The sequence below is a fragment of the Desulfobacterales bacterium genome (assembly GCA_021647905.1).
Classification (GTDB): Bacteria; Desulfobacterota; Desulfobulbia; order Desulfobulbales; family BM004; genus JAKITW01.
Genome location: JAKITW010000022.1, coordinates 1 through 15,239 on the forward strand (window position 1 = coordinate 1; position 15,239 = coordinate 15,239).

Sequence of the window (15,239 nt, forward strand, 5' to 3'; positions counted from 1 at the left end):
CAGGGGACAAGGCAGAGAGGGCCGAGGGTTGATGACAGAGGACTGAGGACAGAGGACTGAGGGCTGAGGACTGAGGACCGAGGACTGAGGACAGAAGACAGAAGACAGAGGGCTGAGGACTGAGGACTGAGGACTGAGGGCTGAGGACAGAAGACAGAAGACTGAGGACTGAGGACTGAGGACTGAGGACAAAAGACAATAACTGATAAGAAAAACAAGAATTACATTATGGTTCCGTTCTCTGTTTTTGCCTCGCGGATCGCCTCCCGGGCCTGCGGCACCGCCGGCAGGTAACAGGTAAAGGAACTGCCCCGGCCGGGTTTCGAGTCCACGGCCAGAGAGCCCCCGTGTTTTTTGATGATCGCATAGCTTATGGCCAGGCCAAGGCCGCTGCCTGTCTGCCTGGTGGTGAAGGTGGGGGAAAATATCCGGCCCAGATTTTCCGGGGCAATGCCGGTGCCGGTGTCAATAATGGTGATGGCAACATAGGGTTGTCCCTGCCTGAGCGGCAGCAGGGCGGCATGGTTGCCGGCGATCAGGTTTTCCGCGCGGACGGTGAGGACGCCCCCCCCGGGCATGGCCTGCACACCGTTTGTCACCAGGGAGGTGATCATCTGGCTGATCTGGCTGGCATCGATTTTGACCGGCCAGAGGTCTTCGGGGAGCTGAAACTCATAACGGACCGTGGCACCGCCCGGGACAGAGAGGACGCTTGCGCGGACCAGCTCGGCAACCGGAACAATTTTTCTGATCGGGGCGCCGCTCCGGGAGAAGGTCAGCAGTTGCCGGGCAAGGGCCTGGGCCCGCAGGCAGGCCTTTTCCGCCTGCTCCAGACGGCTTGCCGCCTTGCCGTCCGGTTCAGAGTACATCTTGGCCAGGTTGACGTTGCCGAGAATTCCGGTGAGCAGGTTGTTGAAGTCATGGGCAATACCGCCGGCCAGGATTCCCAGTGACCGGATTTCCCGGGTCTGGAGCAGTTCTGTTTCCTGTTTTTTCTCTTTAGTGATGTCCCGGAAGACCAGGACAACCCCTGTCATCTCATTGTGCCTGCTGATGATCGGCGCGCCGATCACCGAGATCAACCGCTCGGTTCCGGTTCTGTTGATCAGGAGCAATGGTTCGGTCAGCTTGATTATGCGGCCGCTGGCGAAAATCCGGTTGGCCGGGTCAAGGGTCGCATCCCGTTGTTTTTCGTTGACCAGCCAGAAGATCTCGTTGGCCGGTTTACCTCTCGCCTCTTTCTCGGTCCAGCCGGTAAGTTGCTCGGCGACCCGGTTCATGAGAATGATTCCGCCCTTGATGTCGGTGATGATCACCCCTTCGGCAATGGAGCGCAGGGTCACGGACAACTGTTCTTTTTCCGGGGATGGTCCGGTTGTTGTTTCCTCACCGCTGACACCGGCCCCGGCAGCCTCCTTTTTCCGCCGCAAGGCCCTGATCTCCAGGACCAGTTCGTTGAGCAATGCGGCAAGGGGGGCAAGCCCGTCCTCGACCCTTGCGGTCGGCGGGTCAACGGTCCTGTCTTGTACAGCCAGACGTGCTTGTCGGATCAGATCATCCAGGGGCATGGCGCTGTTGTAGATGGAAAGGTGAATTGAAGCCGGCGACCGGACCTGCCTGGGGAGGATGAACTCACATGGGTTCATGCGGTATGGCCGGTAATCAGTCCGATGATGATTGTGATGATAATTGTTTTTTATAGCGGCTGGTTGTCAGGCTGTCAAATAAAAGATGTTTTCCCGCCCGGCGCAGCCGGCCAAGAGCTTTTACGGGTCAACGATCACGAGGTGGTTGGTTCTCCTCCTTGCAACAAACACGGTTTTTTATAGATTTTCAGAGCAGAGGGTCTAGCCCGGCTGCGCCGGATAAGACCCTCTACGGTCCAAAGGTTTTTTTTGGGGGGGTACCCTCCTTGCAACAAACACGGTTTTTTATAGATTTTCAGATCAGAGGGTCTAAATATTGAAGCGGAACTCGATTATATCTCCGTCCCGGACCAGGTAGGTCTTGCCCTCCAGGCGGACGGTGCCTTTTTTTCGGGCCTCCTTGTAGGCGCCTCCTGCATCGATCAGGTCGTCATAGGCCAGGACCTCGGCCCGGATGAATCCCTTTTTGATGTCCGAGTGAATCGCCTCGGCCGCGTCCACGGCCGGGGTCTCCTTTGGAATGGTCCAGGCCCGGACCTCATCCTCGCCCACGGTGAAAAAGGAGATCAGACCGAGCAACTGGTAGGAAAGGTTGATAACCCGGTCAACCACTGAACTGGATATCTCATATTCCCGGAGATACTCCCGGGCCTCTTCCGCATCCATCCGGGCCAGTTCGCGCTCCAGTTGACCGCGAACCGTGATGCATTTTTCCTCTGTAACCGGTCCCGCCGCACCGGGGGCGGCCGCATTGTCGTCGTCGTTATTGAACAGGACCAGTACCGGCTTGGCCGACAGGAAGGTGAATCCCTTGAGCAGCGGCGCCCCGGCCAGTTCCGGGTTGCGGCGCAGGGGAATGTCCTGTTCCAGGGATTCCCGGCATTGTTGCAGGAGCTGTTCCTCCTTAATATCGATTTTACGACCCCGCCGGGCGTCCGCTGCCAGCCGTTCCAGCCGTTTTTCCACCACCAGCAGGTCGGCGAACATCATTTCCTGGTCAAGGTTGGCAAAATCCCTGGCCGGGTCCGGCGTCTCGCCGCCCAGGTCATCGAAGTTGCGGACCACATGGATCAGGGCATCGCAGGTCCGGACCCCGGTCCAGAGGCTTTCGTCCTTTTTCTGGCCCTGGGCGTAGATCGCGGCCCTGGGCAGCAGGTATTCGATCCGGGCATGGATGGTTTTGCGCGGGTTGTAAATCTCGCTCAACCGGTCGATCCGGGCATCCGGCACCCGGATGGTGCCGACCCGGTCTTCGGTCCGGGGCATGTTTTCTTCCGGGACTATTCCGGTGACCGCTTCGAATATGGTCGTTTTGCCCGACCCGGGCAGGCCGATAATGCCTAGTTTCATTGTCGTGTCCTTACGGAGATGGCGAAGTTTTTACAAGAGGCCCGTCTTTTATCCCTTTTCCTGTTTTTCCGCAAGCAATCGGCCAAGGAAATGGTTGCCCGCCAGGTCCGGGTCCGGTTACCGGTCATGAGCCGTCACCAGGACCGCGGCCCCGGTTATCCGGCCCTGGCGCAGGCGTGACAAGGCCTGGTTGGCCTGATTGAGCGGAAAGGGATGCACCTCGGTCCTGATCGGGATCCTGGATGCCAGGGCCAGCAGCTCCACCCCGTCTCCGCGGGTAAGATTGGCCACCGAGCGGACCATCTTTTCCTGCCACAGGAGCTGGTAGGGGAATGTCGGGATATCGCTCATATGGATGCCGCCGCAGACCACCCGGCCGCCCTTGCAACAGGCGGCCAGGGCAATCGGGACCAGTTCGCCCCTGGGCGCAAAGATCATGGCCGCGTCCAGTTCCGTGGGCGGCGCCTGGGTCGAGTCCCCGGCCCAGACCGCGCCCAGCCGGAGGGCAAGATCCTGGGCCTCCAGGTCCCCTGGCCGGGTGAATGCGTATACCTTTTTTTTCTCAAACAGGGCCACCTGGGTGATGATGTGCGCCGCGGCCCCGAATCCGTAGATTCCCAGGTGCTCGATCTCCTTGCCAGCCAGGCGGTAGGTGCGAAAGCCGATCAGACCGGCGCAGAGCAATGGCGCCCAGCTGACCGGGTCGACGGAGTCGCTCAGCTGGAAGCAGTACTGTTCATTGGCCACTGTATACTCGGCATAGCCGCCGTCCAGGGTGTAGCCGGTGAACCGGGCCCGGTCGCAGAGGTTTTCCCTGCCGGCCAGGCAATAACGGCAGCTGCCGCAGGTATAACCCAGCCAGGGTATGCCCACCAGGTCGCCATCTGCCAGCGAATTGACCGCGCTGCCGGTTCCGCAGACCGTGCCGATGATCTCGTGGCCCGGAATTAATGGTAGTTTGGGCCCTGGGAGTTCATTGTCAATGATGTGCAGATCAGTGCGGCAGACACCGCAGGCCAGGACCCGGACAAGCACCTGGTCCGGAGCAGGCTCCGGGACCGGCAGGGTGCGCGGGCATAACGGGCTTCCCTGGGCTTCCAGGACCATGGCCTGCATCTGTTCTGGGACGTTCATGGCATGTCCTCCGGTTCTCAGGGGTTTGATTTTTTATGCGGTGCCCGGCAACAGCCGGGTTAGATCCCAGCGGTAAGGATACCAGGCCGGTCGAGTATGGCGCCAGGGGAAAATGGTTGCAATGGAGGAGGAATCAGCCGGGATTTCGTTCCTGATGAACGGTTATGGAGATGAAGGTCTGCGGGAGAAAAGAAAAAAGGGCGGGATAATTCCCGCCCTTTTTCCCAAGGAAGGGGGTACTCAATTGTGCTTTAAGGGGCACTTTTTTAATGGGCCGTCAGCCATGGCCTCCATGGCCCGGACCGGGGATGAATATCTAATTACTCGATGGTAGAAAGAAGATCAGGATTCTTCACGAGGTTTCTTACACCGTGTGCATGATCTTCTTTGAAATCATTGCCTTTACACCAGTCTCCAACAGTGTTGATATTGACTTTGGCAACGTGTGGCCGAACCGACCAAGTAACCTGAAAAGGGGAGCCTTTTTCGTTGTAACCGGGGCCTGTGGTAGAGCCTTCGAATTCGACCGGAGTACCTGTGTTGCTGGGGATAGCAGTAGCCTGGTACAGGCCGCCAACTTTTTCATAGTCGGCCAGTTTTCCGAAATCGAGCGCATTGTCATCGTTCACAAGTACGTATACTTGAGTTTCAACGCGCAGTTGCGGGTTATTAATGGATTCGCTCAGGCAAGAACCCAGAGTCGGACCAGGTGTAACTTGAGCAGTGCTGTAAACGTAATGAACCTCAATTGTATCACCTGGCTCCAGATCGCCATGGGCGCTTGGACAGGCGTTATGGGCAACTGGTGCGAGTTCAGAGTGGCTGAGAGTACCGGAATATTTGTAACCGCTACCAAAACCTTCACCGTTTCCGTTACCGGCATAAACCGAGAAGTCTTTGGCTTTGTGTTCGGCGCTTTCGTGGAAGTGGATGTTACACAGATTCATTTGTGTGGAAGCGGGCGCGCGGCCAAAAATACGCGCGTTGTTTCCGGCCTTGGAATCAATATCACGCGGTGTTTGTGGACCGAATCCTTTACCTTCCGTGTTTTTGGCAAGAGCCTCGCGTTGCGAGGCAATAACTTTGTCAGAAACCGCAGCGTGCTTACCGTGCGTTTCGCCACCGTGATCAGAGGCAAACGCCGGAGCCACCAAAAGCGCTGATGTTGCTATTGCAACTACAACTTTTTTCATAATAATCTCCCCATAATAAATTAGGTAATTATGATGAACTCGTAACAACCCGAAAGGCTTCAAATGCCACCCAATAAAATCAACAAGTTACAAGACGAATCACGTCCGTCGAGCGGGTTGTTGCGAGACCGACAATTATGTCCAGACCAAAATAGAAAAAACGCCAGCCAATGAATGAACTGTCATTCATTTATTTATGAGAAGCTCGGTTTTTTGTCAAGCCAAAAAAATCACGCCCCATTACCCCTGGTGGCAAGGGGCGTGAGCTGTATACGAAATATCAGGTGGTTGCGCGCGGTTTAAGGGGGGCGAGGAAATTTTTATGTCCTGGCATGGGCTGGATTGATCCTGGGAATTTTAGAGAACAGTGCTGCAGAGAAAAGGGCAGCGGTAAGGTTTCGGTAAACCCCGTACGTTTGAGGTTGGACCGGGAAAGGGGTTTTCTTATAGCGAACGGTGTAGCGGACCCTGAGCCGCGGCCGTGACGGCAAAAGCGGAATTTGAAACAACTTCGGCAGGATATGCTTATGGCTTCCGAATCGCCGTTGCGGCGAAGCGAGTTCCTGCTTGATAGCCTGTTTATGAACAGCCGGCCCTTCTCAATGGGTAACCGTTCACCGGGGGTACGGATTTATGGTAATCTCATGCCCGTAAGCGTTCACCAGTGGCTTAGATTCGTTCATTTGGGACTGCGAAGCATACTGGTGCTATTCGAGCAGGCCAGGTAAGCGAGGCACGAGACTCCGAAATGGGCGAAGATGAGGTGCTGGTGAACGCTTACCTCAATGGAGCGGCCGTTGGTAGAAGAAGACCCCTTTCCCGACAGGAGGAGGTTTACTGAATGTTTACTTGCAGGACTAGAGCTGTTGGTCGTGCCGGTTGTTGCCCGGCTGACAATTTTATCACAGGGATGCGCCATGGAAACAGGAAAAAATCGTTTGACCTTCTGGGACAGGATAATGATGGCCATCACCTTTGCCGAGGCCGGGGAGGCGGCAACGGCAAGGGAGCTGCTCAACAAGCGTAGCGGCAAAAAACAGCGGCCGGAGTCCAGGGCCAGGCAGGAGAGAGAACAGCGGCCCCGGCTGAAGGTGTAGGGCCTTGCCCTGCAATACGAAACAAGGAGTGTTGATCATGGAAAAGGTGTTGCTGGCCATTGATGGTGTCATGCCGGACAAAAAGGCCTTTAATCATGCGGTGGAACTCTGCCTGCGGATCAAGGCGGAGCTGAAGGTACTGCAGATCGTAGGGCCGGAAAAGGTGAGCGGTTGTCTCCAGCGGATGAAGAAGACGGCCAGACAGGCAAAACAATACTTTGAAGGCTCAATGATGGCGGCGACCTTTGCCGAGGCAGGGGAGCATGCAACGGCAGAGGCCTTGCTGGCCGAGGCAATGGAGAATATCAGGAAGTTGCTGCCCGAATCGGAAAAGGCCGGCGTTCCCTATCAACTGACCATGAAATCAGGAGACCCCCGCCGGGAGATCGTCCGTTATATCCGGGAGCACCGGGACGTGGTAATCACTGTTTATGACCTGGGCGGCGGCGCTTCGCAGTCCGAGCGGCGAAAGAAGAACGCCTTCCAGGCCATCTCCGGGGCATTGCCGGTGCCGGTGGTCATGGTCCAGGGCGGAAGCTGATGCAAAAAAGTTAGTAATTCGACTTGTTATGTTGTAATAACTGTTTAATTTCAGGGAGGGAAGAAGATGGGACTGTTCGGTTGGTTCACCAAAAAGAAGAAAAATGAAGAGGTGCAGATTGCCAGGCGCCGGCAGAGCGTACTCCAGGATGCCGCGGCCGCCGCAGCCTTTGCCGAGGCCGGGGAACATGAAACCGCCCGCACCATGCTCGGCAACCCGGCGGGAACACAGAAAATTCTCGTGGTCAGTCAGGATGAGCGTATCTCCGACATGCTGGCCGATTATGCGGTTGAGATGGCCCAGCGGCTGGATTTTGAACTGGTGGCGCTTAACGTTTCGGACGCGCCCCTGTCCATGGCCGCTAAAAAAAGAGAAGAGGCGGCAGCGATTTTCCAGAACAACTGCCGGGAAAATATTGCTGCCCTGCAGGAAAAGGCGGAAAAAAACAATATCAGCTTTACCCATCTGGTGGAAATCGGCCGCGAGGACGAGGTGATCAAAAAGCTGCATGCCCGCTATGCTGACCTGCGCTATGTCCTGACCGAGCCTGATCCGGAGGTGGCACGGAAATCAGAAGGCCGGATCGCCATCCCGGTATTCAACCTGGGCGGCAATCAGAGGGCGGCCGCATAGCAATACCGTAACATTTCACCAATCCATAAAGAACGTTTCCTCCCCCTTCAAATTTTTCCGGGTTGGCAACCTCCACCCCGGCCGGGACCGTTGCGGACCCCGGCCGGGGTGAATTGCCAGGGGGAGTTGTCTGGTTTTTAATGATCTTTACAGGGAAGAAAGGGTAGAAAAAATGACACCAGAGATAATGATTGTCATGGCCGTGCTGGTTGCGGCCATTCTTCTGTTTGTTTTCGAATGGGTCCGGGTGGACGTGGTCGGGATCATCATGATGGTCGTCCTGCCGCTGCTTGGCCTGGTCACGCCCGAGGAGGCGATCAGCGGGCTCTCCAGTAATGCGGTGGTCTCGATCATTGCGGTGATTATCATCGGCGCCGGCCTGGACAAGACCGGGGCGATGAACTCGCTGGCCCGGATTATCCTCAGATTCGCCGGCAAAAGCGAGAGCCGGATCGTGACCCTGATCGCCTCGACCGTTGCCTTTATTTCAAGTTTCATGCAGAATATCGGCGCCGCGGCCCTGTTCATGCCTGCGGCCCGGCGGATCGGCAGGCAAACCGGCATCCCGGTCTCCCGGATCCTCATGCCCATGGGGTTCTGCGCGATCATCGGCGGCTGTATCACCCTGATCGGCTCAAGCCCCTTAATCCTGCTCAACGACGTTATGCGGATTTCCAACCCTGACGTGGAGCCCTTCGGCCTGTTCGCGGTAACCCCCATCGGGGTTGCCCTGACCATCGCCGCCCTGCTCTACTTTATTGTTTTCGGCCGGCTGGTGCTGCCCAGCGGCCAGGGCGAAGAGGACGGCAGCAGCGGCCCGATGTCCGAGATCCTGCAGAACACCTACCGGGACATGGGCTCGCTTTTCGAGCTGCACGTGCCGGATGACTTCAACGGCCCCAGGACCCTTGAGCAACTCTCCCTGCGGCCTCATTACTTTACCAGCGTGGTGGCGGTCTCGGACAACAAGGCCAACCGGAAGATCTTTGCCCCCAAGCGAGAGAATCAGATCCATCCGGGCGATGATATCGCGGTTATCGGCACCCGCGAGTTTATCGAAAAGATGGCCGAAAACATGGGCTGGCTCCTGCGTGACGGGCTGGAGACCTTTTCCGAGGACCTGTCCCCCAACAATGCCGGGATCATTGAGGCGATTATCACCCCCCGCTCGGAGCTGGCCAGAAAGACGATGCGCGGCTTTGACTTCCGTAAACACTACGAGGTCAACCCGCTGGCCATCTTCCGGGGCAACAAGGTCTTTGTTGCCGGTATCTCCGATATCATCATGCAGCCGGGCGACGCCCTGCTGCTCCAGGGCCGCTGGCAGCGGTTCCATGTGCTGAAGGAAAAGCCGGACCTGGTCTTTACCGAGGATGTCCAGGGTGAAATCGTCAACACCGAAAAGGTGAAGTTCGCAGTGGGCTGCCTGGTCCTCTCCCTGATCATGATCCTGATCTTCAAGGTGCAGCTCTCCATCGCCCTGCTTGCCGGGGCCCTGGGGATGATCCTCTCCAAGGTTATGACCGTTGACGAGGCCTATAAATCCGTGGACTGGATGACCGTCTTCCTCCTGGGCGGCCTGATCCCGCTGGGGATCGCCTTTGAAAAGACCGGGGCCGCCGGCTATATCGCCAACACGATCATGGACGCCATCGGCAGCGTACCGCCCATTGTCCTGCTGACGGTCATCGGCCTGTTGACCTCGTTCTTCACCCTGGTGGTTTCCAATGTCGGCGCCACCGTGCTGATGGTGCCCCTTGCCATGAACATGGCGGTGACCGCCGGGGCTGATCCCCGGATAGCGGCCCTGGTGGTCGGGGTTGCCTGTTCCAACACCTTTGTCCTGCCCACCCACCAGGTGAACGCGCTGATCATGCGGCCGGGCGGATACCGGACCGTTGACTACTTCAAGGCCGGCTCCGGCATGACCGTTCTGTACATGGTCGTCATGATGGCGATGATCTATCTGTTCTACGGAATCACCGCCTAACTCAAAAAAAAACGCGGGCTGCGGCACGCTGTCGGGTCAGACCGGCTCGATACCGTGTCGTTGTCGTGCAATAAGGATATCTTTCAGCATGATTACATTACTGAGCGCAGCAAGTCTTATTCTGTTATCAGCCCTGCCGGCCTGGGCCGGCGGCCACCAACAGGCATCGGTTGTCCGGGACCTGGCCCACACCCAGGACCTGACCCACACCGGCATGGGCTACCTGGCGGTGGCCTTCTTTGTCGTGGCCTACCTGCTGGTTATCTTTGAGGAACAACTCAACCTTCGCAAGAGCAAGCCGGTGATGTTCGCGGCCGGCGTTATCTGGGTGCTGGTGGCCATTGTCTTTCGCCAGATGGGCCAGCCCGAGGCGGCCCATGCGGCGATCATGCACAATATCCTTGAGTATGCCGAGCTGATGCTCTTTCTGCTCTGCGCCATGACCTACATCAACTCCATGGAGGAGCGCAACGTCTTTCAGGCGCTCAGGGCCTGGCTGGTCAACAAGGGCTACTCCCTGCGGATGATCTTCTGGATCACCGGGCTCCTGGCCTTTGTCATCTCGCCCCTTGCCGACAACCTGACCACGGCCCTGCTGATGGGCGCGGTGGTAATGGCCGTGGGCGGTGACAATAAAAAATTCGTGGCCCTGGCCTGCATCAATATCGTGGTCGGCGCCAATGCCGGCGGCGCCTTTTCCCCGTTCGGCGACATCACCACCCTGATGGTCTGGCAGAAGGGCCAGGTACAGTTTACCCAGTTCTTCCATATTTTCCTGCCCTCGCTGGCCAACTGGCTGATCCCGGCGGCGATCATGAGCCTGGCGGTCGGCAGGAAATTTCCCAAACCCATGCAGGAAAGCGTGCAGATGAAGTTCGGGGCCAAGCGGATGATCTTCCTCTTTCTGCTGACCATCACCACCGCGGTCCTGTTCCACAACAACCTGGACCTGCCGCCGGCAGCCGGCATGATGTTCGGCCTCTCCTACCTGGGATTCTTTGCCTACTACATCAAGCTCAAGGAGAAACGCGCGATACAGTACGACTATCCGCTGGGCATCCGGCCCAACGGCGAGGTTCCGGCCCCCTTTGACCTGTTCCGCAAGATCGCCCGGGCCGAATGGGACACCCTGCTCTTCTTCTACGGGGTCATCCTCTGTGTGGGCGGCCTTTCCCAGTTCGGCTACCTGGCCATGCTCTCCCACCAGATGTACCAGGGGCTCGGTCCCACCTATGCCAATACCATGGTGGGCATCCTTTCGGCCATTGTGGACAACATTCCGGTGATGTTCGCGGTCCTGACCATGGACCCGGCCATGTCCCTGGGACAGTGGCTGCTGGTGACCCTTACCGCCGGCGTGGGCGGCAGCCTGCTTTCCATCGGCTCGGCCGCCGGGGTCGGCCTGATGGGCACGGCCCGGGGCACCTACACCTTTGGCGCCCATCTCAAGTGGACACCGGTGATCGCCCTGGGTTATGCAGCCAGCATCTTCTGCCACCTTTACATTAACAGCAGCCTGTTCTAAAAGGGTTTGCCGCGGCAGCGGTGGCTGGTTACGATTTTTTCCCTTATAATTCCTGGTACCTGGGTCATAGTTGGTTTATAATCCCTGCCAACGGCACCCGGGAGACGCTTGTTCAGGGGGAGCCGCCGGCAGCCCGGGCCCGGTTTTCTCCCTGGCCTGCGGGACCTGTTTGGGCGGCCGACCACCACCATCCGCGAGAGACAAACCATGGCTCTGCATTTTCCCGCTGGAATACGCAAACGGATCATTCTCGGATTTTATCTGCTCCTGTTCTTTATGATCGGCACCGGACTGCTGACCTACGTCATTGTCAGCAAGGTGGAACAAAAGGTGGAACTTGTCGAGATCATCAATGATTTTCTGGACACTACCCTGGAGGTCCGGCGCTTTGAAAAAAATTATCTGCTCTATAACGATGAGTATGATTTTCAGGAGAACATGGCCTTCTGGCATAAACTGGAACGGCTGCCCTACGAGAACATCCGGTTGTTGAGCGCCTCAAAGACCCAGACCAGCTTCAGCCAGCTCTGGCAAACGCTGCACGACTACAAGGAGAAGATGCTGCAGCTGCACGAGTTGAACGGTCTGCCGGCCGCTGATCCCCGGATAGCCCGGGACCGGCCGCGGCTGGAGGAAGAGGTCCGCAAGCTGGGCAAGGCGCTTACGGATATTGCCGAGAGCACCTCCCGGGCCGAACGGCAGTCCATCCGCAACCTGCTGCAGACCACGGGCAAGGTCCTTATCCCGTCGATGATCGTGCTGGTGGTTCTCTGCGTTGTTCTGGCCATCAGGTTAAGCCGGAGTATTTTCAGGTCCCTGAAGGTGTTGGAGGACCACACCAGGAAAATCTCCCGGGGCGAGTTCGTTGCCGCCAACATCAGCGTGATTGACCCGGAGATAAATTCCCTGCTCCAGGCCTTTAACAGGATGACCATTGAACTGCGGGTCCGTCAGCAGCAGCTGGTGCAGTCGGAGAAACTGGCCTCCCTGGGCACCCTGCTGTCCGGGGTGGCCCATGAACTCAACAACCCGCTGTCCAACATCTCGACCTCGGCCCAGATACTGGACGAGGAACTCGGGGAGGCGGAGCCGGAATTCCAGCAGGATCTGATCCAACAGATCATGGAACAGGCGGACCGGGCCCGGGACATTGTCAGATCGCTGCTTGAATTTTCCCGGGTGGATGATTTCAACAAACAGCGGTTGAACTTGAAGACGCTGTTCGAGAAGACCATTGTCCTGATCCGCGGCCAGGTGCCGAGCGAGGTTGATTTCAGGCTGGATGTTCCGGATACCCTGGAGATAACGGTTGACAAGCAGCGCATGCAGCAGGTTTTTTTAAACCTGATAAAAAATGCAACCGACGTGGTGGGCAATGAAGGACATATCTGGATATCGGCCCGGGAGGTGACGAAAAAAGACGCCCGCAGCCGGGAAGTGGAAATTCTGATCGAGGACGACGGGCCGGGGATCCTGCCGGAAAATGTTCAAAAGATATTTGATCCCTTTTTCACCACCAAGGATGTCGGGCATGGTTCCGGCCTCGGGTTGTACATAGTTCATGACCTTGTTGAACAGCATGGCGGGTCGGTCCGGGTTGAAAGCGTCCCGGGCAAAGGCACTACCTTTATTATCTGGCTGCCCAAGGGCCGGGGAGAGAAAAAATGAGCACCGAACATCGGCTGCTGGTGGTTGATGACGAGGCGGTTGCCCTCCACAACCTGACCCATATCCTGAAAAAAGAGGGGCTTGCGGTAAAAGCCACCCAGAGCGGCACCCAGGCCCTGAAGTATATCGAACAGGAGGAGTTCAACCTGATCCTCACCGATCTGAAGATGGAAAAGGTGGACGGCATGCGGCTCCTGGCCCGGGCCAAGGAACTCTACCCGGACACCGAGGTGATCATGATCACCGGCTTTGCCACCGTGGATTCGGCGATCAAGGCGATGAAGGCCGGGGCCTACCATTATATTGCCAAGCCCTATAAGCTCGACGAGGTGCGCCGGGTGGTCCGGGAGGCCCTGGAAAAGAACCGGCTGAAAAAGGAAAATGTCCGCCTGCGCCAGCATTTAAAGGAATTCCAGGGCGATGTCAGGCTGATCACCGATAATGCCAAAATAAAAAAACTGCTGGATACGGCCCAACAGATCGCGGCAACCGATACCAATGTGGTCATCTGCGGGGAGTCGGGCACCGGCAAGGAGTTGCTGGCCCGGTTCATCCACCAGCGCAGCCGGCGGGCCGGTGGCCCGATGCTCTCCATCAACTGCGGGGTCTTTACCGAGGAGCTTTTGGCCAACGAGCTGTTCGGCCATGAGAAGGGCGCCTTTACCGGGGCTGACAAGGTCAAGAAGGGGCTGGTGGAGATGGCTGACCGCGGGACCCTGTTCCTTGACGAGATCACCGAGATGCTGCCCCAGATGCAGGTCAAGCTCCTGCGGGTGATCCAGGAAAAGGAGATCACCCGGGTGGGCGGCACCCGGTCGATCAAGGTGGATGTGCGCTTTCTCGCCGCCACCAACCGGGACCTCCAGGAGGAGGTCAAGCGCGGCAACTTCCGCCAGGACCTCTTCTTCCGGATCAACGTGGTCTCGCTCTGTATTCCGCCGCTGGCGGAACGCAAAAACGACATCCCGCTGCTGATCCACCACTTCATGGAAAAATATGCAACCCTGATGAACAAGGATATCCGGGAGGTGTCGCCGGAGGTGATCGACATCCTTACTGGATACGATTTCCCCGGCAACGTGCGCGAGCTTGAAAATATTGTTGAACGGGGGGTGGCCATGGCCAACGGTAATACCATTGAGCCGGCCCATCTGCCCGAGGATCTGCGGGGCATGACCATGCAGACCTTCAGGAAGCGGGAGGGCAAATATCCCACCCTGGAGGAGCTGGAAAAATCCTATATCGAATGGATCCTCAAGGAGACCGGCGACAACCGGACCGAAGGGGCAAAGGCCCTGGGCATTGACCGTGTCTCGCTCTGGCGGAAGTTGAAAAAGTATGAGATGAACTGACCGGCATGGCCGGCCGCCCCATGCAAACACAAGTCTTTCTTATCCGTTCACTGGCCGTGCAGAACCTGATCATGGGGCTGGTGGCAACGCTCATCCTCTTTCTGCTGATCCGTTCCATTATGCGGCGTCAAGCCGCGGTTGCGGCGGCCGTTATAATCTGGGCGCTGATCGTGCTCTGGTTTTTCAACGGTCCCCTTTGGGGCTTCAGCGGGGTTGTCGCCGGCCCGGCGGGTATCCGGCTCCGGTACGGTTTTTTATCGATCATGAAGAACACCTCCCTGCCACCGGACACCCCCTGGAAGATCCAGGTCCACCTGGGCGGAGTCAAGAAAACAACCAGGCTCTATTACCTCCAGCTGGCCGGCCGTCGGAGCCTGAAGGTAAAGGGCCCGGCCCGGCTCGACACCCTCCGGGCCATCGGCGCGGCCATTGACCGGTTGAACAACCACCCCCAGGGCAAAGAAGCGGGCCGGAAACTCACCCGGTCAGGCACTGGTCATCGGCTATCTGCAGAAGTTCGGAAAAAATGGTCTGCAGGTTTATGACGCCGACAAACTCTCCGGCCCGGGTCACCACGGCCTGGCGGATATTTTCCCTGAACATGATATAGACGGCCTTGTTAATGGTGTCCCCCTCGACCAGGAGAGGGGCCACGGGCGACATGACATCCTTTACCCTTTTCCTGGTCTCCTGTTTGACCAGGGCCGGAAAGCTGGTATGCAGCCACTTGAAACGTTTCCGGGTCTCGCCTATTTCCGCGGCCACCTCAAGGGCCCGCGAGGAGACCAGGGCGGAGAATTTCCTCGAATAATCCTCATCCCGGGCCGGTTCCGGGACCAGGCCCCTGATAAAGTCATAAAGCGATAATTTGCCGATGATCCCGCCTGCGGCCCCGGTGACAAAGGTGGTCTTGTGAAAGCGGCTGTTTTCATCGGCCCGCAGCTTGCGCTGATACCTCTTCAGATGGTGTAATGCCTCACACAGCGGGGCCTCGGCATCGATCCGTTCATATTCCTCAATAGGGCACATGATCTCCCGCACTGTTTTCCTTTTGTCTCCCATTCCTTGTTCCCTCCCGGCGAAAATATTCTGTTCTGAACTCGTTGTCCG

The 15,239-nt window shown here is 57.6% G+C and carries 14 protein-coding genes; 9 read left to right on the forward strand and 5 right to left on the reverse strand.

What is annotated here, in order from left to right:
* Positions 1-221 precede the first annotated feature (221 nt).
* The 4 genes from L3J03_05150 to L3J03_05165 all read right to left on the reverse strand — a co-directional run bounded on the left by L3J03_05150 (position 222) and on the right by L3J03_05165 (position 5,323).
* Entirely contained in the window at positions 222-1,646 is a 1,425-nt protein-coding gene (locus L3J03_05150; protein ID MCF6290365.1) for an ATP-binding protein, read from the reverse strand.
* Positions 1,647-1,955: 309 nt separating this feature from the next.
* Positions 1,956-2,996 (reverse strand): YchF family ATPase, encoded by a 1,041-nt coding sequence (locus L3J03_05155; GenBank protein MCF6290366.1) that lies wholly within the window; start codon positions 2,994-2,996, stop codon positions 1,956-1,958.
* A 117-nt stretch (positions 2,997-3,113) separates the two neighbouring features.
* Positions 3,114-4,130 (reverse strand): zinc-dependent alcohol dehydrogenase family protein, encoded by a 1,017-nt coding sequence (locus L3J03_05160; GenBank protein ID MCF6290367.1) that lies wholly within the window; start codon positions 4,128-4,130, stop codon positions 3,114-3,116.
* Between the two features lie 320 nt (positions 4,131-4,450).
* A complete protein-coding gene (locus L3J03_05165; protein ID MCF6290368.1) occupies positions 4,451-5,323 on the reverse strand; it encodes a hypothetical protein in 873 nt (290 codons plus the stop codon).
* Positions 5,324-5,850: 527 nt separating this feature from the next.
* On the opposite strand from L3J03_05165, the gene L3J03_05170 reads away from it, so the two are divergent.
* The 9 genes from L3J03_05170 (at position 5,851) to L3J03_05210 (ending at position 14,674) form a co-directional block, all read left to right on the forward strand.
* Positions 5,851-6,051 (forward strand): hypothetical protein, encoded by a 201-nt coding sequence (locus L3J03_05170; protein MCF6290369.1) that lies wholly within the window; start codon positions 5,851-5,853, stop codon positions 6,049-6,051.
* A 57-nt stretch (positions 6,052-6,108) separates the two neighbouring features.
* A complete protein-coding gene (locus L3J03_05175) occupies positions 6,109-6,420 on the forward strand; it encodes a hypothetical protein (GenBank protein ID MCF6290370.1) in 312 nt (103 codons plus the stop codon).
* Between the two features lie 37 nt (positions 6,421-6,457).
* Positions 6,458-6,961, forward strand: coding sequence for a universal stress protein (locus L3J03_05180; GenBank protein MCF6290371.1), 504 nt, complete (start codon positions 6,458-6,460; stop codon positions 6,959-6,961).
* A gap of 66 nt (positions 6,962-7,027) precedes the next feature.
* Positions 7,028-7,594, forward strand: a complete 567-nt coding sequence (locus L3J03_05185) for a universal stress protein (GenBank protein MCF6290372.1) — start codon at positions 7,028-7,030, stop codon at positions 7,592-7,594.
* A gap of 172 nt (positions 7,595-7,766) precedes the next feature.
* Positions 7,767-9,584, forward strand: coding sequence for an SLC13 family permease (locus L3J03_05190; protein MCF6290373.1), 1,818 nt, complete (start codon positions 7,767-7,769; stop codon positions 9,582-9,584).
* Between the two features lie 214 nt (positions 9,585-9,798).
* Complete coding sequence (gene nhaD, locus L3J03_05195; protein MCF6290374.1) at positions 9,799-11,109, forward strand: sodium:proton antiporter NhaD; 1,311 nt, start codon at positions 9,799-9,801, stop codon at positions 11,107-11,109.
* Between the two features lie 207 nt (positions 11,110-11,316).
* Complete coding sequence (locus L3J03_05200) at positions 11,317-12,777, forward strand: ATP-binding protein (protein ID MCF6290375.1); 1,461 nt, start codon at positions 11,317-11,319, stop codon at positions 12,775-12,777.
* On the forward strand, positions 12,774-14,129 hold the full coding sequence (locus L3J03_05205) for a sigma-54 dependent transcriptional regulator (GenBank protein MCF6290376.1): 1,356 nt from the start codon (positions 12,774-12,776) through the stop codon (positions 14,127-14,129). Before L3J03_05200 ends, L3J03_05205 begins: the two co-directional genes overlap by 4 nt.
* Before the next feature lie 20 nt (positions 14,130-14,149).
* Positions 14,150-14,674 carry a hypothetical protein gene (locus L3J03_05210; protein MCF6290377.1) on the forward strand — a complete coding sequence of 175 codons (525 nt, stop codon included), beginning with the start codon at positions 14,150-14,152 and terminating at the stop codon, positions 14,672-14,674.
* On the opposite strand, the gene L3J03_05215 is transcribed toward L3J03_05210, so the two are convergent.
* Entirely contained in the window at positions 14,607-15,191 is a 585-nt protein-coding gene (locus L3J03_05215) for a CBS domain-containing protein (GenBank protein ID MCF6290378.1), read from the reverse strand. The two genes, L3J03_05210 and L3J03_05215, sit on opposite strands and share 68 nt — an antisense overlap.
* Between the last annotated feature and the right edge of the window lie 48 nt (positions 15,192-15,239).